The following is a 23,729-nucleotide window of genomic DNA, read 5'->3' as shown; positions in this document are numbered from 1 at the left end:
TACACCGGCCCTGCCCCGTTCGGGGCTCACCGGAAGGCGTCGAACCCGGTGAGCGCCTTGCCCAGCACGAGCTGGTGCATCTCGACGGTGCCCTCGTAGGTGAGCACCGACTCGAGGTTGGTCGCGTGCCGCATCACGGGGTACTCCAGGGAGATCCCGTTCGCCCCGAGAATCGTCCGCGCGGTACGGCAGATCTCGATCGCCTCTCGTACGTTGTTGAGCTTGCCGAAGCTGACCTGCTCGGGACGCAGGCGGCCGGCGTCCATGCGCCGCCCCAGATGGTGGGCGAGCAGAATCCCCTTGTGCAGTTCGACCGCCATGTCGGCGAGCTTGGCCTGGGTGAGCTGGAAGCCTCCGATGGGCCTGCCGAACTGCTCGCGCGACTTGGCGTAGTCGAGGGCGGCCTCGAAGCTGGAGCGGGCCGCGCCCATGGCACCCCAGACGATGCCGTAGCGGGCGTGCGAGAGGCAGCCGAGCGGTCCGCGCAGCCCGGTGGCCTCCGGCAGTACGGCGTCGGCGGGCAGCCGTACGTCGTCCAGGACCAGCTCGCTGGTGACGCTCGCCCGCAGGGACCACTTGTGCTTGATCTCCGGGGCGGAGAACCCGGGGGTGCCGGCCGGCACGAGGAAGCCGCGGATGCCGTCCTCGGTCTGCGCCCAGACGACGGCGACGCCGGCCACGGAGCCGTTGGTGATCCACATCTTGCGGCCGTTGAGGATCCAGTCGGTGCCGTCACGCTTGGCGTGGGTGCGCATGGAGCCGGGGTCGGAGCCGTGGTCGGGCTCGGTGAGCCCGAAGCAGCCGATCACCTCGCCGGCGGCCATGGGAGGCAGCCACCTCTGCTTCTGCTCCTCGCTTCCGAACCGGTGGATGGCGTACATGGCGAGCGAGCCCTGCACCGAGACCAGGGACCGGATGCCGGAGTCGGCGGCCTCGAGCTCGAGGCAGGCGAGCCCGTACTGGACGGCGGTGGCGCCCGCGCAGCCATATCCAGTCAGGGACATGCCGAGGGCGCCGATGCTGCCGAGCTCGCGGGACAGTTCCCGGATGACGGGCAGCTCGCCCTTCTCGTACCACTCGGCGACCCGGGGCAGGACACGGTCGGCGGCCCACTGCCGCATGGTGTCGCGGACGGCCAGGTCCTCCGGGTCCAGCAGGTCGTCGATCCCGAGCGGGTCTGCGGGGTCGAACGAGGGCACCGGGGACGACGAGGACGACGGGGACGACTGCGAGGACATGGGGACACCCTCCGGCAACTGAAACCTAGCACCGCTAGTTGTGCGACTCCGGCCCGACGTTACGGCGCGGAGCCGCGCACGTCCAGCGTGCTCCTCCCCCGCCGCGGCGCCGACCGCCGGAGAGGGAGGGCGCTCATGCCGAGACGCGGGACCTCTCGGCCTCCCGCTGCGCGGGCAGTTCGACCGCCGGCTCCTCACAGTGCATCACCCGCGGCAGCCGCAGCGCCATCACCGCCCCCAGCAGCAACAGCCCCGCGCTCACCAGCAGCGTCACATGCAGCCCGTGCACGAAGGCGTCCCGGGCCGCCCGCCGCAGGGCGGCACCGACCGGCCCGCCGAGCTGTTCGGCGACCTCGTACGCCTCCCCCAGCGAGTGCGCCGCGGCTCCGGAGTCCTTCGCCGGCACCCCCGGCACATCGGCGAGCCCGGGCGCGTACGCCGCGTTCATCACCGTGCCCAGCAGGGCGATGCCCATCCCCGCGCCCAGCTGATAGGACGTCTCCCCGATCGCCGCCGCTCCGCCCGCCTGCGCCGGCGGCGCCTCGCTCAGCATCGACTCGTACGCCCCGAACAGCGTCATCTCCAGGCCGAAGCCGAGCAGCGCGAAGCCGGCGAGGAGCAGTCCCGGGTTGTCCCGGCCGCCCATCGCCGTGAGCACCACCACCGCGGCGGCGGTCACACAGAACCCGAAGGACACCATCCGCCGCGGCCCGAGCCGCCGCAGCAGCCGCGCCCCGGCGAGTCCGGCCGCCATCGCGGCGAACGTCAGCGGCAGCAGCCGCAGCCCCGTGGCGAGCGGCGAGAGCCCGAGCACCAGTTGCAGGTACTGCGCCGCGATCAGTTCGAGCCCGACCAGCGCCAGCATGGCCAGCACGATGCAGCCCACCGACGTGCTGAACGCCGGGCGCGCGAACATCCTGAGGTCCACCAGCGGCTGCGTCCGCCGCCGCTGCCGCCGTACGAACGTCACCAGTAGCGCCGCGCCGACCACCAGCGGCCCCACGGTGAGCGCGCTCAGCGCCGTCTCCCCGCCGCCGAGCCGCTTCACGCCCAGCACCACACCGAACAGTCCGGCCGCCGCCAGCAACGCGCCGACCACGTCCCAGGGCCCGTTGCGGCCGCCGGTCGACTCGGGCAGCAGCAGCCGGCCCACCGGCAGGCTGACCAGCATCAGCGGGATGTTGACGAGGAAGACCGACCCCCACCAGAAGTGCTCGAGCAGGAAGCCGCCGAGCAGCGGCCCGACCGCCGCGCCCACCGCGGCGACCGCGCTCCAGATCCCGATCGCCAGCGCCCGCTCGCGCCGGTCCGGGAACACCTGCCGCAGAAGTGACAGCGTGGCCGGCATGATCATGGCGCCGCCGACGCCGAGCAGCGCCCGCGCGAAGATCAGCATCTGGGGGTTGGGGGCGAAGGCCGCCACACCGGAGGCGATGCCGAAGAGTGCATAGCCCAGCAGCAGGATCCGTCTGCGGCCGACCCGGTCGCCCAGCGTGCCGAACAGGATCAGCAGCGAGGCGCAGACAAGGGGATAGGTGTCGACGATCCAGAGCAGTTCGATGGCGCCGGGCTTGAGATCCTCGGTGACCGCGGGCACCGCCACGTGCAGCACGGTCGCGTCCACCGCCACCAGCAGCAGGCTGACGCAGAGGACGACCAGGACGACCCAGCGGTTGGCACCGGCACCCGCCGCCCGACGGCGCAGCCGGTCGGCGGCCGCGGTCGTCCCGGACATGTACGTACCTCCCAGATGAGCCCTCGCGTTCGGCGGCCCGCGGGGTGGGGACTCCCCGTGGCTCGGCCGGAGCGGAGTGGGCCCCCGACCTGCGCGACGACGTGCGAGTGACACGTCAGACTACGCTCATTCGCCCGGATGGCGCGTGGCTCACCTCTCAGAGCAGGCGCTCAACCCGTGTGGCGTGCGCCACTCCGCTTCCCCGTGAATGCCCCGTAAGTTCCCGGTGAGCGCCCCGTGGGCGTGCCCCGGTGGCCGCTCCGGTTACCGGCAGCACCGATAATCGAGTCCGTGAGCGATCTTGCGACGCGCGTGGCAGTGGTCCGCGCCGGGGCCCTGCGCAGGGCCGCCCCGGCCCTCCTCGGGTACGCCGCCGTGCGTGCTCTGGGCCTGATCGTCCTGGCGCTGTGGAGTGCCGAGCGCGGCAAGAGCGCGTACACGCTGCTGACCGCCCGCTGGGACTCGCTCTGGTACGCCGGGGTGGCCGGGCTCGGCTACGGCTACGAGGTACGCCTGCCGAACGGGGACGTGCACTCGAACCTGGCCTTCTTCCCGCTGCTGCCCTGGCTGGAGCGGCTGCTCGCCGCGGTGAGCCCGCTGTCGTACGCCGACGCGGGCTTCGCGGTCAGCCTGGCGGCCTCCCTCGCCGCGGCCTGGGGGATCTTCGCGGTCGCCGATCACGTGTACGGCCGCGGGACCGGCGTCGCGGCCGTGCTGCTGTGGGCGGTGCTGCCGGTCGGGATCGTGCAGTCCATGGCCTACAGCGAGTCGCTGTTCACGGCCCTCGCCGCCTGGGCGCTGTACGCCGTGCTCACCGGCCGCTGGGTGACGGCGGGCACCCTGGCCCTGCTGGCGGGACTCACGCGGCCGGTGGGTCTCGCGGTGGTCGCGGCGGTGTGGGCGGCGGCGCTCGCCTCGTTCGTGGAAGACCGGAGCGCCACGGCGGCGGACGGCGCGCGGGACGCGCACCGCGCCCCGGTCGCCACCGGGCACGCCACCGCCCGCCGCCTGCTCGGCATGGCGCTCGCCCCGCTCGGCGCCGCCGGATACGTCCTGTGGGTCGGCCACCGCACCGGCGAGGGCCCTTTCGGCTACCTCCACGTCCAGGCCGGCTGGCGCAACGGCTTCGACGGCGGGTACGCCTTCGCCCGCTTCGTCGCCGACAAGTTCACGTCCTTCCCCTCGGCCCTCGCCGGGGCCGGGCTGATCCTCGGGGTCGCCGGGGTCATCTGGCTGTACGTCACCGGCGTACGGCAGCGGCAGCCGCTCGCGCTGCTGGTGTACTCGGGTGTCGTGACCGCACTCGCCCTGTGCGCGTCGAGCTACTTCGGTTCCAAGCCGCGCCTGTTGCTGCCCGCCTTCCCGCTGCTGCTGCCGCTCGCGTCGGCGCTCGCCCGGACGCGCGTGGCCCGATCGGCGCTGATCGTGGGCGGCGTCGCGGTGGCCTCGGCAGTCTACGGGGCGTTCTGGCTGAACGGCTCCGGTCCCCCGTGACCGGACGGCTCCGACCGGCCGAGGGCGCATGGAATTTCATCCGGACGTTCGGTCAACGCATTCATAAGCGCCGCATAAGCGTCCCACCGGAATGATCAAAGGAAATGCGGGACGGGTTCGTTCGTGATTGCGGATTCCGTGGATATAAAGCCCCGTTGAGAGCAATCCCACATCACGTGGTCATCACAAATCACGTGCTTCGTCAGGGAACACACCTCACTCGCTGTAACGTCGATTGGGTGCGTACCGAACGAACCCTCACCCGCCTGGACCGGGTGTTCGCCAGGCTGGACCGTGAGCCGCAACGGCCGGCGCACATCGACATGCCGCGAATGAGCCGCCACCGGTTCGTGCTCTTCTCGGCGACGCTCGCCTTCTACCTGGCCATCGTCTGGGCCGTGGTCACCACCTCGTGGCTGGTCCGGCTCGACTGGCAGGTCATGTTCTTCCGGCCGTACCAGCAGTGGCCGCAGATCCACGCGTTCCTCGACTACTACGTGGTGCTCGGCCAGCGCGGCCCCACCGCCGTGATGGTCTGCGCATGGCTGGGCTGGCGCTCCTGGCGGCAGCACACGCTGCGCCCGCTGCTGACCCTCGCCGCCTCGCTGCTGCTGCTCAACGCCACGGTCGGCGCCGCGAAGATCGGCATGGGACGTCTGGGACCCCACTACGCGACCGTCATCGGCTCGAACGAGATGGGCCTGGGCGGCGATATATTCCCCAGCGGCCACACCGCCAACGCCGTGGTGACCTGGGGCATCCTGGCCTATCTGGCCTCCACCCCGAGAGCGCGCCGCTGGCTGTCGGCACTGTCCGCGGTGACGGCGCTCGGCGTCGGCCTGACCACGGTCTACCTGGGGACGCACTGGCTGAGCGACGTGCTCCTCGGCTGGGCCGCGGGGCTGCTGATCCTGCTGGCGCTGCCGTGGTTCGAGCCGCTGATCGCCAGGACCGAGGTCGCCCTGTTCGACCTGCGCGACCGCTGGCGTGCCCGTCCCGGCCGCCCGGCACCCGTGCCCGCGCCCGCCGCACCCGTCGGCGCGCCCGTCGTGTTCACCCCACGCGCCCCCGCCTCGGACGAGACCCCGGTGGCCCACGAGACGGTCGGCGCCGGACGCACGTCCCGGCCACCGGCCCACCTCGCCCCGGGCCGGCACACGGGCCGCTCCGAGCGCACAACGGTCACCCCGGCCGGCAGCCGCAGGCCGCCGCACCCCGACCGCGTCCCGCGCGGCACGGCCTCGGCGGCCCGCCCCCTGACGGGCAGTTGACGACGGACCGCCGCGGGATCCGGGAGCGCCCGCGGCGGTTCAGCCCTTCCAGGCCCGTGCCACGCGGCCGTCCCGGACCTCGAAGTTCAGCCGTCCGAACCGGTACTCCATGGTGATGATCGCGCCCGGCGGCAGTGACCGCACCGTGCTCCAGCCCCGTTCACGCGCGAGCCGTTCGGCCTGTCCGGCCTCGAGGCCGACATATGCGTCGGGGTTGTCCTGGGGTTCCGCCGGCGGAGTGGGAATCGGTGCCATACCGCCACGCTAGGTGCCCGCTCGCGGCGGGGAAAGCCCACCCCGGCACGCGGGTCACTCGATCCTCTCCTGTCACACTTGTGTCACAAGCCCCAGCCTCCGGAACGGTCTCACTCCGTCACACGTACGGGCGGTTCCGCCCCTCTTCCGCAGTCCCGCGAACGCAATTCCCACCGGCCGGGACAGCGCCCGGATAAGTCCGGCCGAATGCGCCGCGAGAAGCGTTCCGCGAACCGCACCGGGACGCCCTCGCATTCCGAATCCGCGGCCGTTCCCGGAAGCTGACACGGCAGGGGAATTCCACCCGTTTCGCTGCCGGAGCCGGCGCCCCGCCGGACGGCGGAAGGCCCCGCCCGGTCGGTGGACCGGACGGGGCCCTGGGCCCGTGGCGGGAGCCGGAGCGGCTCAGAGTTCGAGGCGCTGACCGGGCACGATCAGATCGGGATCGCCTCCGATGACGGACCTGTTGACGGAGTGGAGCCACTGCCAGGTGGTCCCGTGCCGGGCGGCGATGCCGCTCAGCGTGTCGCCCGCGCGCACGGTGTACGCGCCGCGGGAGGCGCCGCGGTTCGGGTGGCCCGCCTCGCGCGCCGGCGCCGTCGACGGCCGCCGCGGCGGGACCGCGTCCCGTGCCTTCTGCCGGCCGCCCTCCTGGACCGGCTTGTCCACCGACTTGTGTGTGCTGTGCGCCGATTCGGTCGTCGCCCCCGCCCCGGATCCGGCCGCGGGTGCGCTGCCGTACGCCCCGGCCCGGGCCGAGCAGACCGGCCACGCGCCCCAGCCCTGAGCCTGCTGGACCCTGGTGGCGACGGCGATCTGCTGGGCCCTGGAGGCCCGGTCGGCGGTGGGCGCGTAGGCCGTGCCGCCGTAGGCGCGCCAGGTGCCGGCGGCGAACTGGAGCCCGCCGTAGTAGCCGTTGCCGGTGTTGATGTGCCAGTTGCCGCCGCTCTCGCACCGGGCGATGCGGTCCCACACGCCGGCGTCCGCCGCGTGGGCGTTGCCGGTGGCGGCCAGCAGCCCGAGCGGGGCGAGCAGGGCCGCCCCGGCGAGAGCCGCCGTCGTCCGTGCCCTGCGGGCGTTGTCGCGCGTGGTGTCGTGGCTCTGGTCGGCACATTCGGACATGTGGATCCCTCTCGAAGCACTCGGGGTCCCCCAAGGCGGGCGTGCCCGCCGCGCATGGACGCGGCCGGCCCGCTCGCCCCGTCCGCCGCACGAGGTCGTGCCGAGCCGTGCTCGGCCCGGTGCGGTCGGCGGACGTACCCGAGTGGTGCTCGTTGCACACGGCTGAGGAATGTAAGGAGCGGACGGAGCCCGGATCAACCAACCGCCCGTTCCGGCAGGCCAGTTCACCGTTACCGGCGGTACAGACTTTTTTCCGACACCCACTTCATTCACTGATTTCCTGATTTTTCGACCACCGGCACCCTCGATCTGTGACTCACTTCACCGACCCAACGTCTTTGCACTTGCGGTGAGTTGACCGTGAGTGCCGGATTCCGTACCTGCCGTCACCCTCCGCACGGGATGGTTCGATTCCGTTCGCCGGAGGGCGTGACTCCCGCCACAGATCACCCGTTGTCTTCTTCATGAGCCGGGTCCCTCCCGGTTCATGGGCCGGGAGCCACCCGGCTCCGCCACGCACAGCATCCCGAGGGAGCCACCCGTGCCGCGCATGCTCGACGTCAGCGACGCCGTACGCGCCGAGATCGGCGACGAAGAAGCCGACCGGCTGCTCGCCGGACAGAACGCCCCGGGCAGTTACGACTGCACGTCCTGCCGCACCCCCGGCAACTCCGAACAGGAGCGCACCAGCACCGTCCTGTTCGTCGGGGACGAGACCGCCGTCCTCGCCTTCGCCCACGCCACCTGCCTGCCCTCGCAGGTCGTCCAGGTCACCGAGGAGCAACTGCAGGGCGCGGTCCGCTCCATCAACGGGAACACGGGCCCCTCCGGCAGGGTGCCGGAGCAGACCCCGCCCCAGTGGAGCGCGCCCGAGCAGGCCGTGCCCCAGAAGGCGATGCCGGAGCAGGCCGTGCTCGGGATCACCAGCGGACTCGTCCTGATCGCCGGGGAGTTGCACCCCGCCCTGGTCGTCGAGCCGACCGCGCCCATCGCGCGTCCGGGCTCGCTGGGCGGCGCCGACGAGTTCCTGCCGCTGCTCATCGAGCAGGGCTACGCCCCGGTGACCGAACTCGCCGCCGTGCCGCCGGTACTGCACGGCTGGTCGGTGCTGCTCGCCGTGGGCCAGCTGCACGCCGTCCTCCAGCCCCAGGCCAACGGCGGCCAGCCGGTGGCCTGGTGGCAGGCGCACCAGCCGCTCCAGGTCACCGACGGCTGGCGGGCGGCCGCCAACAAGCACCAGCAGGTGATCATGTTCGCCGCGCCGGTCGGGTCCATCGGGCGGCAGCCGCGGGAGGACCTGCTGCGGGACGCGCTGGACAAGGCCGCGGCGGGCGGAAGGTTGGTCGCGGCGACGCTGCCGCTCGCCGGGACCTGAGCCGCATCCCTTCCGGTTCGGGGTCGTTTGGAGATACGTGCACGCATATGACGTTCCCCGCCGCCAGACCTACCCGCCCATCCCCTCCGCGCGGACGCCCCAGGATCACCACGGCGGCCCATCGGCCACGCCGATCTACGACGCGCTCTACGCCGAGTACGTCAAGTCCTACCGGACCCTGCCGGGCGACCGCAGCGGCGAGGAGGATCTGGGTTTTGTAGCGTTCGGGAACCTGCCGCACGATACGGGCTCCACCGTGTACGGCGCCTACAGCCTGGGGGCCTACAGCACCCGCCATGGCACGGGCCGGCAGCAGACGCAGTGGCAGCGGGTCGGGACGATCGGGCGGCAGGAAACCGGGATGCACCACGTTCCCGCGGCCCTGCCACCGGCTCCGCGGCGCGGAATCTGATCCGCCGACGGCGAAGGGGCGGCCCCCGTTCGGGGCCGCCCCTTCGCCGTCGCCGCTACTTCTTCTTCGCGCCGCGCTTCTCGCGCACCCGCACCGAGATGTGGATCGGCGTGCCGTCGAAGCCGAACTCCTCACGCAGCCGTCGCTCGATGAACCGCCGGTAGCCGGCCTCGATGAACCCGGAGGCGAACAGCACGAACCGCGGCGGCTTGGTGCCGGCCTGGGTGCCGAACAGGATGCGCGGCTGCTTGCCGCCCCGGATCGGGTGCGGGTGGGCGGCGACCAGCTCGCCGAGGAAGGCGTTGAGGCGGCCGGTCGGCACCCGGGTCTCCCAGCCGGCCAGCGCCGTCTCGATCGCCGGGACCAGCTTCTCCACGTGCCGTCCGGTGTGCGCCGAGACGTTGACGCGCGGGGCCCACGCGATCTGCGCGAGCTCGGTCTCGATCTCCCGCTCCAGGTAGTAGCGGCGCTCCTCGTCGAGGGTGTCCCACTTGTTGTAGGCGATGACGAGCGCGCGGCCCGCCTCCACGGCCATGGTGATGATCCGCTGGTCCTGCACCGAGACGGACTCGGAGGCGTCGATCAGGATGACGGCGACCTCGGCCTTCTCGACGGCGGCCGCGGTGCGCAGCGAGGCGTAGTAGTCGGCACCCTGCTGGAGGTGGACACGCTTGCGGATGCCTGCGGTGTCGACGAACTTCCAGGTCTTGCCGCCCAGTTCGATCAGCTCGTCGACCGGGTCGCGGGTGGTTCCGGCCAGCTCGTTGACGACGACGCGCTCCTCGCCCGCCACCTTGTTCAGCAGCGAGGACTTGCCGACGTTCGGGCGGCCGATGAGGGCCACCCGGCGGGGGCCGCCGACGCCGCTCCCGCCGAACGTCTCGCGCGGCGCCTCGGGGAGCGCCTCCAGGACGCGGTCCAGCATGTCGCCGGTGCCGCGGCCGTGCAGGGCCGAGACCGGGTGCGGCTCACCGAGGCCGAGCGACCACAGGTACGTGGCGTCCGCCTCGCCGCTCGGGCCGTCGACCTTGTTGGCGCACAGCACCACCGGCTTGCCCGCCTTGCGCAGGAGCCGTACGACGGCCTCGTCGGTGTCGGTGGCGCCGACCTTGGCGTCCACGACGAACACCACCGCGTCGGCGGCCTCGATGGCGTACTCGGCCTGCGCGGCCACGGAGGCGTCGATGCCGAGGACGTCCTGCTCCCAGCCGCCGGTGTCGACGACCTTGAAGCGGCGTCCCGCCCACTCGGCATCGTAGGTGACGCGGTCGCGGGTGACGCCCGGCTTGTCCTCGACGACCGCCTCACGGCGGCCGATGATGCGGTTCACCAGAGTCGACTTGCCGACATTGGGGCGGCCGACGACGGCGAGGACGGGCAGCGGGCCGTGTCCGGCGGCCTCGATGGCGCCCTCGACGTCCTCGATGTCGAAGCCCTCTTCCGCGGCGAGCTCCATGAACTCCGCGTACTCGGCCTCGCCGAGCGCCCCGTGCTCGTGCTCGTGCTCGGCCGAGCCGTCGGGCTGGATGTCGTCGTTCATGAAGTCCGTACCTCGTCGTTCATCGTGGTGATCGGTGGAGCACCACCGGTTCGCGGTGATCCACTACTCAAGTGTCGCCCAGGGCCCGTCCGGCGGACAGGCCCTGGCGCCCGGTCAGTCGCCGGGCGTTTTCCAGGTGGTCGGTGAGCTGCTTCTGGATGCGCTCGGTCGCCTCGTCCAGGGCCCGGCGCGTACGCCGCCCGCCCTCTTCGCCCGCTTCGAACGGGTCACCGAAGACGACGTCGACCCGGTGGCGCAGCGGGGGCAGCCCCTTTATCAACCGTCCGCGCCGCTCGGAACTTCCCAGCACGGCCACCGGGACGATCGGGGCGCCGCTACGGACCGCGAAGTAGGCGAGCCCGGCCCGCAGGGAGGCGAAGTCGCCCTCGCCGCGGGTGCCCTCGGGGAAGATCCCGAGGACGCCGCCCTGCTTCAGGACGCCGAGCGCCCGTGTGATCGCCGAACGGTCGGCGGAGTGCCGGTCCACCTGAAGCTGGCCGATGCCGGTCAGGAAGGGGCCCAGCGGGCCGACGAACGCCTCCTTCTTGATCAGGAAGTGCACCGGCCGGGGTGCCACGCCCATGACCATCGGGCCGTCGACGTTGTGCGCGTGGTTGACCGCGAAGATCACCGGGCCGGTGGCGGGCACCTTCCAGGCGCCCAGCACGCGCGGGCGCCACAGCCCGTACATCAGCCCGACGCCGATCCGCCGGCCGACGTCGGCACCGCGCTCCGACGGAGGACCCGCCGCACGCTCCGGCGGACGGTTCACTTCGCGGCCCGCTTCTCCTCGACGAGGGTGACCACGCACTCGATGACCTGTGCCAGCGTCAGCTCGGTGGTGTCCACCTCGACCGCGTCGCCGGCCTTGGCCAGCGGGGAGGTCCTGCGGCTGGAGTCGGCCGCGTCGCGCTTGATCAGGGCCTCGCGGGTGGCGTGGACGTCGGCGCCCTTGAGCTCACCGCTGCGCCGGGCGGCGCGGGCCTCCGGGGAGGCGGTGAGGAAGATCTTCAGGTCGGCGTCCGGCAGCACGGTGGTGCCGATGTCACGGCCCTCGACGACGATCCCGGCCTCGGCGGACACGGCCAGCGAGCGCTGGAGCTCGGTGATCCGGGTCCGCACCTCCGGTACGGCGCTGACCGCGCTGACCTGGGCGGTGACCTCCTGGGTGCGGATCGGACCGGCCACGTCCACGCCGTCGACGGTGATCGTCGGGTGGGCGGGGTCGGTGCCGGAGACGATCTCGGGCTTGCCGGCCACCGCGGCGATCGCAGTGGGGTCGTCCATGTCGATCCCGTTGGTCACCATCCACCACGTGATCGCCCGGTACTGGGCGCCGGTGTCCAGGTAGCTCAGGCCGAGCTGTGCGGCCACGGCCTTCGATGTGCTCGACTTGCCCGTGCCGGAAGGACCGTCGATGGCGACGATCACAGGCTGGACGGTCCGGGCGGCGCCGTTTTCCACAGCGGGGCACCTTCCTGGTGAAGGGTGGTGGGTGGTGTGCGGGACGCGAGAGCGCCCCGCACAAGGTTACTGGCTTCCCGGAGGCCCTCTTACTGGCGGATGGCCCAGCCCCGCTCCCGCAGGGCGGAGGTGAGGACCGGTGCCGCCTTCGGCTCGACCATGAGCTGCACCAGGCCGGCCTGCTGCCCGGTGGCGTGCTCGATGCGCACGTCCTCGACGTTGACCCCGGCCAGTCCCGCGTCCGCGAAGATGCGGGCCAGTTGGCCGGGCTGGTCGTCGATGAGGACCGCGACGACCTCGTACACCCGCGGCGCGGACCCGTGCTTGCCGGGAACCCGGACCTGGCCGGCGTTGCCCCGCCGCAGCACGTCCTCGATGCCGGCGGCGCCCTCGCGGCGCTTGGCCTCGTCGGAGGACTGGAGGGCGCGCAGGGCCTGCACGGCCTCCTCCAGGTCGATGGAGATGTCGGAGAGCAGGTCGGCGACCGGTTCCGGGTTGGCGGACAGGATGTCGATCCACATCCGCGGGTCGGAGGCCGCGATCCGGGTCACGTCCCTGATGCCCTGCCCGCACAGCCGTACGGCCGCGTCCTCCGCGTTCTTCAGACGCGCGGCGACCAGGCTGGAGACCAGGTGGGGCATGTGGGAGACGAGGGCCACGGCACGGTCGTGGGCGTCGGCGTCCATGACGACCGGGACCGCCCGGCAGTGCGAGACGAGCTCCAGGGCCAGGTTGAGGACCTCGGTGTCGGTGTCCCGGGTGGGCGTGAGCACCCAGGGGCGGCCCTCGAAGAGGTCACCGGTCGCCGCCAGCGGACCCGACTGCTCGCGGCCTGACATGGGGTGCGTGCCGATGTAGCCGGTCAGGTCCAGGCCCATCGACTCCAGCTCACGGCGCGGGCCGCCCTTGACGCTGGCCACGTCCAGGTAGCCGCGGGCCGCACCGCGGCGCATGGCGTCGGCGAGCACTCCCGCCACGTGCGCCGGCGGCGCGGCGACGATGACGAGGTCGACCGGCCCGTCCGGGGCCTCGTCCGTGCCGGCGCCGAGCGCCGCGGCCGTACGGGCCTGCTCCGGGTCGTGGTCGGCGAGGTGCACGACCACCCCGCGCTGGGCGAGAGCCAGGGCGGCGGAGGTGCCGATCAGCCCGGTGCCGATCACGAGTGCGTTTCTCACTGGGCGATGTCCTTGCGCAGGGCGGCCGCCGCGCCGAGGTAGACATGGGCGATCTCGTCGCGCGGCCGGTCGGACTCGATGTGCGCGAGGACGCGGACGACGCGGGGCATGGCGCCCTCGATGTCCAGTTCCTGGGCGCAGATCAGCGGTACGTCCACGATGCCGAGCTTGCGGGCCGCGGCGGCCGGGAAGTCGCTGTGCAGGTCGGGGGTGGCCGTGAACCAGATGCTGATCAGGTCGTCCGCGGTCAGGCCGTTCCGCTCCAGGACGGCGGTGAGCAGCGCCCCGACCTGCTCGTCCATGTGCCCGGGCTCGTCCCGCTCGAGTTGGACGGCCCCCCGGACCGCTCGTACCGCCACGGCGCTGCTCCTTGCTGAGGTGAATCGGGTCTCGTGTCCAGCCTAGTCAGACCGCGTGGGACGGGTGGCCGGCGCCCGTCCGCTGAGACGACCGGGGAAACGGGTGGTTTATTACGTGCTGTCACGATGTGCTTCGACTTGACCGCATTCGATGCGAAGATGCTGATGCTCCGCTCGGAGCTCTTCCCTCCTTCCCCCGGAACCCCGGAGTGACGACATGACCCAGGGCTCGACGCGGCGCACGGTTCTCGCCACGAGTGCGGTGGCGCTCGTGGCGGCGGGCTGCGGCACCAAAGCCAGCAGCAACTCCCAGACGTCACCTTCCGCGGAGGCGACCTCCCCCTCGGACAAGACGACGTCCCACCCTTCGGCGGCCTCCGGCGCCACGGAGGGGTCCGCCACCGGACCGGAACTGGCGAGTACGGCCGACATCCCGGAAGGCGGCGGCAAGGTCTTCGCCGAGCAGAAGGTCGTGGTCACCCAGCCGAAGAAGGGCGAGTTCAAGGCCTTCTCGGCGATCTGCTCGCACCAGGGCTGCACGGTGGGCAAGATCTCCAACGGCATGATCGACTGCCCCTGCCACGGCAGCAGGTTCCGCATCGCCGACGGCTCGGTGGCCAACGGGCCGGCGGTCAGCCCGCTGGACGCCAAGCAGATCAAGGTGGAGGGAAAGTCCATCCACTTGCTGTGACGATCCGCGTACGCTCCCGGGCATGCAGCCCGAGGACCTGGTGCGTGACCACACCATCTACGCCTGTGTCATGGGGTCGCGGGCCTTCGGGCTGGCGACGGACGACAGCGACACGGACCGCAGAGGCGTGTTCGTCGCGCCCACTCCCCTGTTCTGGCGCTTCGAGAAGCCTCCGACGCATGTGGAGGGGCCCCTCGACGAGCAGTTCAGCTGGGAGCTGGAGCGCTTCTGCGCGCTGGCGCTGCGCGCGAACCCCAACATCCTGGAGTGCCTGCACTCGCCCCTGGTGGAGTATGTGGACGACACCGGCCGCGAACTGCTGTCCCTGCGTGGCGCGTTCCTCTCCCGGCAGGTGAGCGGGACGTTCACCCGCTACGCGCTGAGTCAGCGCGGGAAGCTCGAAGCCGATGTCCGCACGCACGGCGCCCCGCGCTGGAAGCACGCGATGCATCTGCTGCGCCTGCTGACCAGCGCCCGCGACCTGCTGCGCACCGGCACGCTGACGGTCGACGTCGGCGACCGGCGCGAACCGCTCCTGGAGGTGCGGCGGGGTGAGGTCCCGTGGCCCGAGGTCGAGTCCCGGATGGCCCGCCTGGCCGCCGAGACCGAACGGGCCGCCGACCGCACCCCGCTCCCCGCGGAGCCCGATCACCGACGCGTGGCGGACTTCCTGCGCCGTGTCCGCCACGCGTCGGCCTGCCGGGGAGACGTCTGAGCCGGCCTGATCCGGACGGAGGACCCTAGAGGTCGACCTCGTTCATCAGCATGCCGACCTCGGTGTTCGACAGGCGGCGGAGCCAGCCGGACTTCTGGTCGCCCAGGGTGATGGGGCCGAAGGCGGTGCGGACGAGCTTGTCGACCGGGAAGCCCGCAGCGTCGAGCATGCGGCGGACGATGTGCTTGCGGCCCTCGTGGAGGGTGACCTCCACGAGGTAGTTCTTGCCGGTCTGCTCGACGACCCGGAAGTGGTCCGCGCGCGCGTAGCCGTCCTCCAGCTGGATGCCGTCCTTGAGCTGCTTGCCCAGGTCCCGCGGGATCGGGCCGACGATGTGCGCGAGGTAGGTCTTGCGCACGCCGTACTTCGGGTGGGTCAGCCGGTGCGCCAGCTCGCCGTGGTTCGTGAGCAGGATCACACCCTCGGTCTCGGTGTCGAGGCGGCCGACGTGGAAGAGGCGCGTCTCGCGGTTGGTGACGTAGTCACCGAGGCACTGGCGGCCCTCCGGGTCCTCCATGGTGGAGACGACACCGGCGGGCTTGTTCAGCGAGAAGAACTGGTACGACTGCGTGGCCACGGTCAGGCCGTCGACCTTGACCTCGTCCTTCTCCGGGTCGACCCGGCGGCCCTGCTCCAGGACGATCTCGCCGTTGACCTCGACCCGGGCCTGCTCGATCAGCTCCTCGCAGGCGCGCCGGGAGCCGTAGCCCGCGCGGGCGAGCACCTTCTGAAGCCGCTCGCCCTCCTGCTCGGCGCCCGGGAAGGTCTTGGGCAGCTTGACGTCCTTCTTCCCGGCGTACCGCTCGCGGTTGCGCTCCTCCATCCGCGTCTCGTACTCGCGGGAGCGGGCCGGAGCCGTACGGCCGCCCTGCTGGGGCTGCTTGGGGCCGCCCTTGGCGCCACCGCGCGCGGATCCGCCGCGCCCGGACTTGGGGCCGTCCTTGGTCGCGCCGGGGCCGACGTCGTAGCGGCGCTCCTCGGGTCGGGGCTTGCGGGGGCGGCCCTGCCCCTGCCGCTCGTCCCTGTTGTTGCCGGCACCGCGGTAGTCGCCGCGCCCGCCGTTCCTGCCGCTGCCGCTGCTTCGCATCAAAATTCCGTCGTCGTGTTCGTCGTGTGGTCGCCGTCTGCGCCCGGCGCGTCATCGGGAGCGTCCGGGTCGAACGACGGTACGCCCTCCTGGGTCTCGGCCTCGATCGCCTCCGCCTCAGGGAGGAAGGGCGCGAGTTCCGGGAGCTCGTCCAGACCGCGCAGGCCCATCCGCTCCAGGAAGTAGTTCGTCGTCCTGTACAGGATCGCACCTGTTTCGGGTTCCGCGCCCGCCTCCTCGACCAGACCGCGTTGGAGCAGCGTACGCATGACTCCGTCGCAGTTGACTCCGCGGACGGCGGAGACGCGGCTGCGGCTGACCGGCTGGCGGTAGGCGACCACGGCGAGGGTCTCCAGGGCGGCCTGGGTGAGCCGGGCCTGCTGGCCGTCCAGGACGAAGCCCTCGACGGCGGCCGCGTACTCGGGGCGGGCGTAGAAACGCCAGCCGCCGGCGATCAGCCGCAGCTCGAAGCCGCGGCCCTGCACGGTGTACTCGTCGGCCAGTTCACGCAACGCGTCCGCGACCTGCCGGCGGGGCCGTTGCAGGATCTTCGCCAGGTGCTCCTCGGTCGCGGGCTCGTCCACGACCATGAGGACGGCCTCCAGGGCGGGCCTGAGGTCGAGGTCGGCGACGGTGCTCGGGGCCGCGGACGGGTCGGTGGTCTCCTCGTTCACGCCTTCTCCTCCTCCTTGGGCTCCTCGGGCTCCTCGGGCACCTTGGGCTCCTCGCGCTTCTCGGGCACCTCGGGCGGACGGTCGAACTCGTCCGTCACGGTGGGCGTCACGTCCCCGTCACCGCCGGTCCAGCGCACGATCAGCTCGCCGAGGGCGGTCTCCTGGTCCAGGGCCACGGCCTTCTCGCGGTACAGCTCCAGCAGGGCGAGGAAGCGGGCCACGACGGTGAGCGTGTCGTCGGTGTCGGCCACCAGTTCCCGGAAGCCGGCCTCACCCAGCTCCCGCAGCCGGGCGATCACGATCCCCGCCTGCTCCTGCACACTGACCAGCGGCGCGTGGATGTGGTCGACGTACACCTGCGGCTTGGGCTTGGGCTGCATCGCCTTGACCGCGAGTTCGGCGAAGCGCGCCGCGCCGATGCTGATGACGACCTCGGGCAGCAGTTCGGCGTGGTGGGGTTCGAGCCCGACGGTACGGGGGCGGCGCCGGCCCTCCTCGTCCAGCCGGCGGCTGAAGATGTCGGCGATCTGCTTGTACGCGCGGTACTGGAGCAGCCGGGCGAACAGCAGGTCGCGTGCTTCGAGCAACGCCAGGTCGGCCTCGTCCTCGACCTCCGCCGCGGGCAGCAGCCGGGCCGCCTTGAGGTCGAGCAGGGTGGCGGCCACGACCAGGAACTCGGTCGTCTGGTCCAGGTCCCAGTCGGGCCCCATGGCCCGGATGTGCGCCATGAACTCGTCGGTGACCTTGGACAGGGCCACCTCGGTGACGTCGAGCTTGTGCCTCGAGATCAGCTGGAGCAGCAGGTCGAACGGCCCCTCGAAGTTGGCCAGCCGAACCTTGAACACCCCGTCACCGAGAGCACCGTCCCCCTCGCCGGCCCCTTCGGACGACGGCCCGGCCTCGGCCCCCACACCTGAAGCGGCCTCGGGCCTCGACGCGGCTTCCGCCCGGCGCACCTCGTCGGCTTCCGCTCCGGAAGCAGCACGAGCCTCCGCCCGGGAACCGTCCGCGACCGCCGGCTCCGAAACGTCCCCCGCCTCCAGCACGGCCTCCACCCGGCGGCCCGCGTCAGCCTGCTGTCCGAGGGCGCCACGAACCTCCGCCCGGGAACCGTCCGCGATCCCCGGCTGCGAGACATCGCCGGCACCCGGCCCGGACGTCGTGCCGGAACCGGCGCGGGGCAGGGGCGAGCCGCCTGGCCCGGCCGCCGCACTCTCGGCGACGCCGATCGCCGGCTCGGCCGGCTGCCCGGCGGCCGGGCCCACGGCCGGGCCGTCTCCCGGGAGGTCCACCGGAGGCTCAGGAGCCCGTACCGACGGCTCGGAAGGCTGCTCGGCGGTCCCGGGTGCGGGCATGGGCTCCGGAGGCGCGGCCGGCGGTTCGGGGCGCTCGTCCTGGGGCGCGGGCGGCGCGGGTGGATGAGCCGGGGGTGGGGATGCCGTTCCCGGGCCGCGGCCGAGGGCGCGTCTGCGGCCGGTGGGGGTGGGAGCGTCGTTCGAGGTCATTGCCGTCGCAGGCTACCGCTTACCGCCCGCGCGGACGGCTAACGGCCGCGCAGCCGCCGTACCAGGATGCTCGCCTCGCCCCGGGACTCCAGGTCGGCCAGCACCACGGCGACCGCCTCGCGGACGATGCGCCCGCGGTCCACGGCGAGCCCGTGCTCGCCGCGCAGCACCAGCCGGGCGTGCTCCAGGTCCATGAGCTCCTCGGCGGACACGTACACGGTGATCTTCTCGTCGTGCCGTTCCCGTCCGCTGGGCCGGCGCGCCGCGCCGCGGCCCCGCTTGCGCGGCTGCGCGGCGGCAGAACCTTCCGGCGCCGCCGCCGGACGCCGTGCGGAGCGCTCCGCGGTCGCGGACCGGCTGCGGGACTCGCCCGCGTCCGTCGGTCCCGCCTCCACCGCCACGTGCTCCGCGCCCTCGCCGTCGCCGCCCTGCGCGGGCACCGACTGCGGCGCGTCCTCCGCCGAGGCGGCCGCGTCACCCTCCGCCGCGGGGGCGGGCACCCGGGCCTCGCCGCCTGCCTGGCGTCGGGGAGTGGACGGCTGGAGCGCCATTCCCCCTGTTGTACGGAACAGTTCGTCGGCCCCCGGCAGACTCACTCGGCGTGACACCGGGCGAGCACCTCCCTGGCGAGCTGGCGGTAGGCGGCGGCACCGACGGAGTTGGAGGCGTACGTGGTGATCGGTTCACCGGCGACCGTGGTCTCCGGGAAGCGGACCGTGCGTCCGATGACCGTGTGGTAGACGTGGTCGTCGAACGCCTCGACGACACGCGCGAGCACCTCACGGCTGTGCACGGTGCGCGAGTCGTACATCGTGGCCAGGATCCCGTCGAGCTCCAGCTCCGGGTTGAGGCGCTCCTGGACCTTCTCGATGGTCTCGGTCAGCAGAGCCACACCGCGCAGCGCGAAGAACTCGCACTCCAGCGGCACGATCACCTTGTGCGCGGCCGTGAGGGCGTTGACGGTGAGCAGACCGAGCGAGGGCTGGCAGTCGATGACGATGTAGTCGTAGTCGTCCATCAGCGGCTTCAGGGCGCGCTGGAGCGTCGACTCACGCGCGACCTCGCTCACCAGCTGGACCTCGGCGGCCGACAGGTCGATGTTGCTGGGCAGCAGGTCCATGTTGGGGACCGCCGTCTTCAGCAGGACCTCGTCCGCGGACATGCCCCGCTCCATGAGCAGGTTGTAGACGGTGAGGTCGAGCTCCATGGGGTTGACGCCGAGACCCACCGACAGCGCGCCCTGCGGGTCGAAGTCCACGAGCAGCACACGGCGGCCGTACTCCGCGAGCGCGGCACCCAGGTTGATGGTCGACGTGGTCTTGCCGACGCCGCCCTTCTGGTTGCACATCGCGATGATCTTCGCGGGGCCGTGGTCGGTCAGCGGACCCGGGATCGGGAAGTACGGCAGCGGGCGTCCGGTCGGGCCGATGCGCTCACGGCGCTGGCGGGCCGCGTCGGGCGCGAGCGTGGCCGCGTACTCGGGGTCGGGCTCGTACTCGGCGTCGGGGTCGTAGAAGTGCCCCTCGGGCAGTTCGTCGTAGTCGGCGAAGTGGTTGTGGGGCGCGCCACTTCCGTCGCCGGCCATGGCGTTCACGTGATGGCCATCCATGCTTGGGTGTGCTGGCTGAGTCACCCCTGGTGTCCGGTGACTCTGGTGGGCTGCGAAGGTGCGCACAGCAACGGAGCCGACAGCCTCGAGCCGCGTGGGGCCCTGGCCCGTCGCAGGCATTCCTGGTTGACCACCCCCGGGAGAAAATGTCGACTCATTCACAAGTCGTCTTACCTCCTTGGTGACCAGGGAACTTCTAGACAGGTCAGCGTGGCACCATGCCGACGATTGGCGACTCTATGGCGTGTCGGCGGTCCGCAGCAACACAATCCGCCGGACCCGGCCCGATGTGTCGGTAATGGAACATCCCTCTGTCAAGGGCGTACGACCGTCGCACGGCAGGTTTCACCGGTGCGTGAATCGGTCGAATGGTTGCGTTCGAGGCGAGTTGACCGAGTGCGGCGAAGTGACCATACACACATCCGGCCGGACCTTGTGGGACAAGGTCCGGCCGGTCGTGCGAGGTTGACGACACGTGTTGACGTATCGCCTTTCACACCTTGGCGACTTGGCGACCCGCTCAGCCGAGCAGGGACTCCAGCGCGACGTGCTCCAGGCCGAGGGCCTCGGCGACCTCGCGGTAAACGACCTTGCCCTCGTGGGTGTTGAGGCCCTTGGCCAGCGCCGGGTCACGGCGCAGCGCCTCCACCCAGCCACGGTTGGCGAGTTCGACGATGTACGGCAGCGTGGCGTTGGTCAGCGCGTAGGTGGAGGTGTTGGGCACGGCGCCCGGCATGTTGGCGACGCAGTAGAACACCGACTCGTGGACCTTGAAGGTCGGCTCAGCGTGCGTGGTCGGGTGGGAGTCCTCGAAGCATCCGCCCTGGTCGATCGCGATGTCGACAAGGACACTTCCGGCCTTCATCCGGGACACCAGCTCGTTGCTGACCAGCTTCGGGGCCTTCGCGCCCGGGACGAGCACGGCGCCGACCACGAGGTCGGCCTCCACGCAGGCCTTCTCCAGCTCGAAGGCGTTGGAGACGACGGTCTTGATCTTCGTGCCGAAGATCTTGTCCGCCTCCTTGAGCTTGTTGATGTCCTTGTCCAGGAGGGTCACGTGGAAGCCCAGACCGATGGCGATCTGCGCGGCGTTCCAGCCGGAGACGCCACCGCCGATGATGACGGCCTCGCCGGCCGGCACGCCCGGGACGCCGCCCGGCAGCACACCGCGGCCGCCCGCGGCGCGCATCAGGTGGTAGGCGCCGACCTGCGGCGCGAGACGGCCCGCGACCTCGGACATCGGGGCGAGCAGCGGCAGCGCGCGGTTCGGGAGCTCGACGGTCTCGTAGGCGATCGCCGTGGTGCCGGACTCCAGCAGGGCGTCGGTGCACTCCTTGGAGGCGGCCAGGTGCAGGTAGGTGAAGAGGATCTGGTCCTTGCGGAGGCGGTGGTACTCCTCGGCGATGGGCTCCTTGACCTTCAGCACCATGTCGGCGGCGGCCCAGACCTCGTCCGCGGTCTCGAGGATCCGGGCGCCGGCGGCCACGTACTCCTCGTCCGGGATCGAGGAGCCGACGCCCGCGTTCCGCTCGACGACGACCTGGTGGCCGTTACGCACGAGCTCGTGCACGCCGGCGGGGGTGATGGCCACCCGGAACTCGTTGTTCTTGACTTCGCGGGGGATGCCGACCTTCACGTCGATCACGGTCCTTGGCTCAGAGAATGTGGGGCAATATCAGACGTACCCCGGCATGCGAGGGCATACCAGGCAACACCGCAGGAGAGCGAGCGGCAGAACCAGTCTAATGAAGGCTTTCTCTCTGTCTAGCCTTTCATTGCATCAATCTTCAGCGGATGCACTGCGGATTTCGCAGGCATTGCCGTCTCCTGTCGTCAAGGGGCCCTCCGGACCGCCCTCCTCGGCCGCAGGGACCTCGTCGCCGAGCATGCGCCGGGCCGTTCCGCGGTGCAGGGCCGCCGTGGCCGTGTCGCCCAGCCGCTCCAGGGTGTCGGCGAGCCGCAACTGGAGCGCCGCCTGGAGCCGTACGTCCTCGGCGTGGCGGGCCCACTCCACCGCCTCCTGGCAGGTGCGCAGACAGTCCTCGGGCCGCCCGGCGTACTCCTGGACGCGGGCCAGCTCGCTCAACGCCCGCGCGTGGGCGGCGACATCGCCCGCCTTGCGGTGCGCGGCGACGGCCGCCCGCCAGTTGCGCAGGGCCTCGCCGTAGCGGCCCGTGTAGGTGTGCGCGGTGGCGATACGGCCGTAGAGGCGGGCGGCCTCCTCGCGCTCCTCGCGCGCGAGCCGCCGCGCCAGGGCACGGCCGAACCAGTCGGCGGCCCGGTCGTAGTCCCCCAGCTCCTGGTGGGCGCTGCCTACGGATTCCATGGCGCGGCTGATCGCGTACGGGTCGTCGGCCTCCCGTCCGGCGTCCAGCGCGGCCCGGTAGCGGGCCAGCGCCGCCGCCGTACGCCCGGTGCGGGCGTCCAGGTCGGCGAGGTTCAGCAGGGCGGCGGCCTTCTCCCGGGGCAGCCCGCGCCGCTCGGCCACGTCCAGGACGAGCCGGTGGATGCCGTAGAGGTCACCGGCGGCGGCCTGGGTGCCGATGTGCGCCACCATGGCCCGCACCAGCTGGGACATCAAGCGGCGGGCCAGGGTGTCCAGTTCGCCGTCGGCGACGGCGAGCCGGGCCGCGGCGAGCAGGGCGGGCCTGCGGGCACGCAGCCACTTCTCGGCGGCCCGCGGAGTGGCGAAGCGCAGCCCGGGAGGCAGGCTCTTCAGCTTCTCCCTGGTCTCGGGGCTGTCGGTCTCGGTGATCGCCCGGCAGGACTGGAGCAGCCGCACGGTCCGCTCCAGCATCCGGGCGCGGGCGAGCCGCAGCTCGGCGGGGCGGTCCTGGCGCTGGGCGAGGTCCGCCAGCAGCGGGTGCAGGCAGCCGGGGACCTCGTAGCACGGCAGCGGCGAGGGGACGGCGCGCAGCACGCCGAGTTCGGCGAAGTCGTCGAGGAAGCCGCGGGCGGCCTCGACCGAGCAGCCGGCGAGCGCGGAGGCGGTCTGCGGGTCGACGTCACCGGCCGGGGCGAGGGAGAGCAGGCGCAGCAGCCGAGCGGCCGGGCCGGACAGGGCGCCGTGCACGAACCGCAGCACCCGGTCGAGGGCGGAACGCTCGTCGGGGTCGGCGCGCAGCTGCTTGGCGAGGTCGGCGACGGCCGCCTGGGGGTGGGCGGCGAGCCAGCCGCCGGCCAGGGTCAGCGCGGCGGGCTGGCCCTGGCAGACCTCGATCAGGCTCTCGGCGGCGCGCGGGTCGACGGTGATGCGCACCGGGTCGATGCGCTGCGCCAGCAGTTCCACGCCGGACTTGGTGTCCAGGCCGCCCAGGGTGCACGGGCGGACGTCGGCGATCCCGGTGAGCGGGCCCCGGGAGACGGCGACGAGCAGGCAGTCGGCGTTCTCCGGCAGCAGTGCGTCGACCTGGTCCGCGCCGGCCGCGTCGTCGAGCAGGAGCAGCGCCCGGCGCTCGGCGAGGGCGGTGCGCAGGGCCTCGGTCAGGTCGTCCTCGGCGGCGCCGGGCGGAGTCGGCAGATCGAGGGCCGTGAGCAGGTCGCGGGCGACCGCCTCGACGGGTACGGGGGTGCCGTCGGGCTCGGTGAGCCCGGCGCGCAGCACACCGCCGGGGTAACGCTGCGCGACCTGGACCACCAGTTCCTCGGCGAGCGCCGTACGGCCGGAGCCGGGCCTGCCCGCGATCAGCAGGACGCGTGCGCGCGGCTCCTTGCGGCCGGCCAGGGTGTCGAGGCCGGCCCGCTCGATGTCGGCGCGCAGCTCCTTCAACTCCCGTGTGCGGCCCAGGAAGAGACTCTTCGCGGCAGCGGGGAACCGGTCCCCGCCGGACAGGTTCACGCCACCTGCGTCCACCGCCTGATCCGTCACGGGCCACACTCCCGTCCCACGCACGTGCAAGCCCGCCGGGACTCCGGTTCGGGCGATTCCAGAGCCTAGTTCACGCTCTGCGACGAACCGTGAGGAGCACGGCGGACACGTCGCCCGATCGGATCAGGCGATCGTCACAC

General features: G+C 72.1%; 22 protein-coding genes. 6 read left to right on the top strand and 16 right to left on the bottom strand.

Translation table 11 applies throughout. The features are described 5' to 3' along the window. Positions 1–26: 26 nt before the first annotated feature. The gene (locus tag TNCT6_RS24965) at positions 27–1,238 is read right to left on the bottom strand and encodes an acyl-CoA dehydrogenase family protein (RefSeq protein WP_141362350.1); all 1,212 of its coding nucleotides are present in this window, start codon (positions 1,236–1,238) and stop codon (positions 27–29) included. Between the two features lie 133 nt (positions 1,239–1,371). Next, positions 1,372–2,973, bottom strand: coding sequence for an MFS transporter (locus TNCT6_RS24960; protein ID WP_141362348.1), 1,602 nt, complete (start codon positions 2,971–2,973; stop codon positions 1,372–1,374). 291 nt (positions 2,974–3,264) lie between these two features. Between TNCT6_RS24960 and TNCT6_RS24955 the strand changes: the two genes are divergently transcribed. Together TNCT6_RS24955 and TNCT6_RS24950 are read left to right on the top strand one after the other, a co-directional pair. After that, positions 3,265–4,467: a hypothetical protein gene (locus TNCT6_RS24955; RefSeq protein ID WP_141362346.1), complete on the top strand. Its 1,203-nt coding sequence runs from the start codon at positions 3,265–3,267 to the stop codon at positions 4,465–4,467. A 239-nt stretch (positions 4,468–4,706) separates the two neighbouring features. After that, the gene (locus tag TNCT6_RS24950) at positions 4,707–5,738 is read left to right on the top strand and encodes a phosphatase PAP2 family protein (RefSeq protein WP_141362344.1); all 1,032 of its coding nucleotides are present in this window, start codon (positions 4,707–4,709) and stop codon (positions 5,736–5,738) included. A 39-nt stretch (positions 5,739–5,777) separates the two neighbouring features. On the opposite strand, the gene TNCT6_RS24945 is transcribed toward TNCT6_RS24950, so the two are convergent. Both TNCT6_RS24945 and TNCT6_RS24940 read right to left on the bottom strand, forming a co-directional pair. After that, the gene (locus tag TNCT6_RS24945; RefSeq protein WP_141362342.1) at positions 5,778–5,993 is read right to left on the bottom strand and encodes an I78 family peptidase inhibitor; all 216 of its coding nucleotides are present in this window, start codon (positions 5,991–5,993) and stop codon (positions 5,778–5,780) included. A gap of 405 nt (positions 5,994–6,398) precedes the next feature. After that, positions 6,399–7,115, bottom strand: a complete 717-nt coding sequence (locus tag TNCT6_RS24940; protein ID WP_141362340.1) for a transglycosylase family protein — start codon at positions 7,113–7,115, stop codon at positions 6,399–6,401. A gap of 541 nt (positions 7,116–7,656) precedes the next feature. Between TNCT6_RS24940 and TNCT6_RS24935 the strand changes: the two genes are divergently transcribed. Beyond that, positions 7,657–8,490: a hypothetical protein gene (locus TNCT6_RS24935; protein WP_141362338.1), complete on the top strand. Its 834-nt coding sequence runs from the start codon at positions 7,657–7,659 to the stop codon at positions 8,488–8,490. 37 nt (positions 8,491–8,527) lie between these two features. After that, on the top strand, positions 8,528–8,902 hold the full coding sequence (locus TNCT6_RS24930; RefSeq protein ID WP_141362336.1) for a hypothetical protein: 375 nt from the start codon (positions 8,528–8,530) through the stop codon (positions 8,900–8,902). Positions 8,903–8,957: 55 nt separating this feature from the next. Here TNCT6_RS24930 and der read toward each other — a convergent pair whose 3' ends face one another. The 5 genes from der to aroH form a co-directional block, all read right to left on the bottom strand. Next, complete coding sequence (gene der / locus TNCT6_RS24925) at positions 8,958–10,442, bottom strand: ribosome biogenesis GTPase Der (protein WP_141362334.1); 1,485 nt, start codon at positions 10,440–10,442, stop codon at positions 8,958–8,960. Between the two features lie 67 nt (positions 10,443–10,509). After that, positions 10,510–11,253 carry a 1-acyl-sn-glycerol-3-phosphate acyltransferase gene (locus TNCT6_RS24920; protein ID WP_172633011.1) on the bottom strand — a complete coding sequence of 248 codons (744 nt, stop codon included), beginning with the start codon at positions 11,251–11,253 and terminating at the stop codon, positions 10,510–10,512. Continuing rightward, positions 11,211–11,906 (bottom strand): (d)CMP kinase, encoded by a 696-nt coding sequence (gene cmk / locus TNCT6_RS24915; protein WP_141362332.1) that lies wholly within the window; start codon positions 11,904–11,906, stop codon positions 11,211–11,213. Before cmk ends, TNCT6_RS24920 begins: the two co-directional genes overlap by 43 nt. Before the next feature lie 89 nt (positions 11,907–11,995). After that, the gene (locus tag TNCT6_RS24910; protein WP_141362330.1) at positions 11,996–13,081 is read right to left on the bottom strand and encodes a prephenate dehydrogenase; all 1,086 of its coding nucleotides are present in this window, start codon (positions 13,079–13,081) and stop codon (positions 11,996–11,998) included. Next, the gene (gene aroH / locus TNCT6_RS24905) at positions 13,078–13,440 is read right to left on the bottom strand and encodes a chorismate mutase (protein ID WP_141362329.1); all 363 of its coding nucleotides are present in this window, start codon (positions 13,438–13,440) and stop codon (positions 13,078–13,080) included. Before aroH ends, TNCT6_RS24910 begins: the two co-directional genes overlap by 4 nt. A 217-nt stretch (positions 13,441–13,657) precedes the next feature. Here aroH and TNCT6_RS24900 point away from each other — a divergent pair, with 217 nt between their 5' ends. Together TNCT6_RS24900 and TNCT6_RS24895 are read left to right on the top strand one after the other, a co-directional pair. Then, positions 13,658–14,131 (top strand): Rieske 2Fe-2S domain-containing protein, encoded by a 474-nt coding sequence (locus TNCT6_RS24900; protein ID WP_141362327.1) that lies wholly within the window; start codon positions 13,658–13,660, stop codon positions 14,129–14,131. Positions 14,132–14,153: 22 nt separating this feature from the next. Beyond that, positions 14,154–14,846 carry a DNA polymerase beta superfamily protein gene (locus tag TNCT6_RS24895; RefSeq protein ID WP_141362325.1) on the top strand — a complete coding sequence of 231 codons (693 nt, stop codon included), beginning with the start codon at positions 14,154–14,156 and terminating at the stop codon, positions 14,844–14,846. A gap of 25 nt (positions 14,847–14,871) precedes the next feature. Here TNCT6_RS24895 and TNCT6_RS24890 read toward each other — a convergent pair whose 3' ends face one another. The 7 genes from TNCT6_RS24890 to TNCT6_RS24860 all read right to left on the bottom strand — a co-directional run bounded on the left by TNCT6_RS24890 (position 14,872) and on the right by TNCT6_RS24860 (position 23,589). Then, complete coding sequence (locus TNCT6_RS24890; RefSeq protein ID WP_141362323.1) at positions 14,872–15,933, bottom strand: pseudouridine synthase; 1,062 nt, start codon at positions 15,931–15,933, stop codon at positions 14,872–14,874. Next, entirely contained in the window at positions 15,933–16,607 is a 675-nt protein-coding gene (gene scpB / locus TNCT6_RS24885) for an SMC-Scp complex subunit ScpB (RefSeq protein ID WP_141362321.1), read from the bottom strand. Before scpB ends, TNCT6_RS24890 begins: the two co-directional genes overlap by 1 nt. Further along, positions 16,604–17,728, bottom strand: coding sequence for a ScpA family protein (locus tag TNCT6_RS24880; protein WP_373996247.1), 1,125 nt, complete (start codon positions 17,726–17,728; stop codon positions 16,604–16,606). The genes scpB and TNCT6_RS24880 overlap by 4 nt, the downstream gene beginning before the upstream one ends. 422 nt (positions 17,729–18,150) lie before the next feature. Continuing rightward, positions 18,151–18,720 carry a hypothetical protein gene (locus TNCT6_RS24875; protein ID WP_141362317.1) on the bottom strand — a complete coding sequence of 190 codons (570 nt, stop codon included), beginning with the start codon at positions 18,718–18,720 and terminating at the stop codon, positions 18,151–18,153. Then, positions 18,705–19,841 (bottom strand): ParA family protein, encoded by a 1,137-nt coding sequence (locus TNCT6_RS24870; RefSeq protein ID WP_141362315.1) that lies wholly within the window; start codon positions 19,839–19,841, stop codon positions 18,705–18,707. Before TNCT6_RS24870 ends, TNCT6_RS24875 begins: the two co-directional genes overlap by 16 nt. A 400-nt stretch (positions 19,842–20,241) precedes the next feature. Continuing rightward, a complete protein-coding gene (ald, locus tag TNCT6_RS24865) occupies positions 20,242–21,366 on the bottom strand; it encodes an alanine dehydrogenase (RefSeq protein WP_141362313.1) in 1,125 nt (374 codons plus the stop codon). A 135-nt stretch (positions 21,367–21,501) separates the two neighbouring features. Beyond that, positions 21,502–23,589, bottom strand: a complete 2,088-nt coding sequence (locus TNCT6_RS24860) for a tetratricopeptide repeat protein (RefSeq protein ID WP_141362311.1) — start codon at positions 23,587–23,589, stop codon at positions 21,502–21,504. Positions 23,590–23,729: the final 140 nt, after the last annotated feature.

It is taken from the genome of Streptomyces sp. 6-11-2 (genome assembly GCF_006540305.1).
GTDB lineage: Bacteria > Actinomycetota > Actinomycetes > Streptomycetales > Streptomycetaceae > Streptomyces.
Note: the sequence above shows the minus strand (reverse complement) of the source record. Positions and strands in the feature narration are given on the sequence as shown.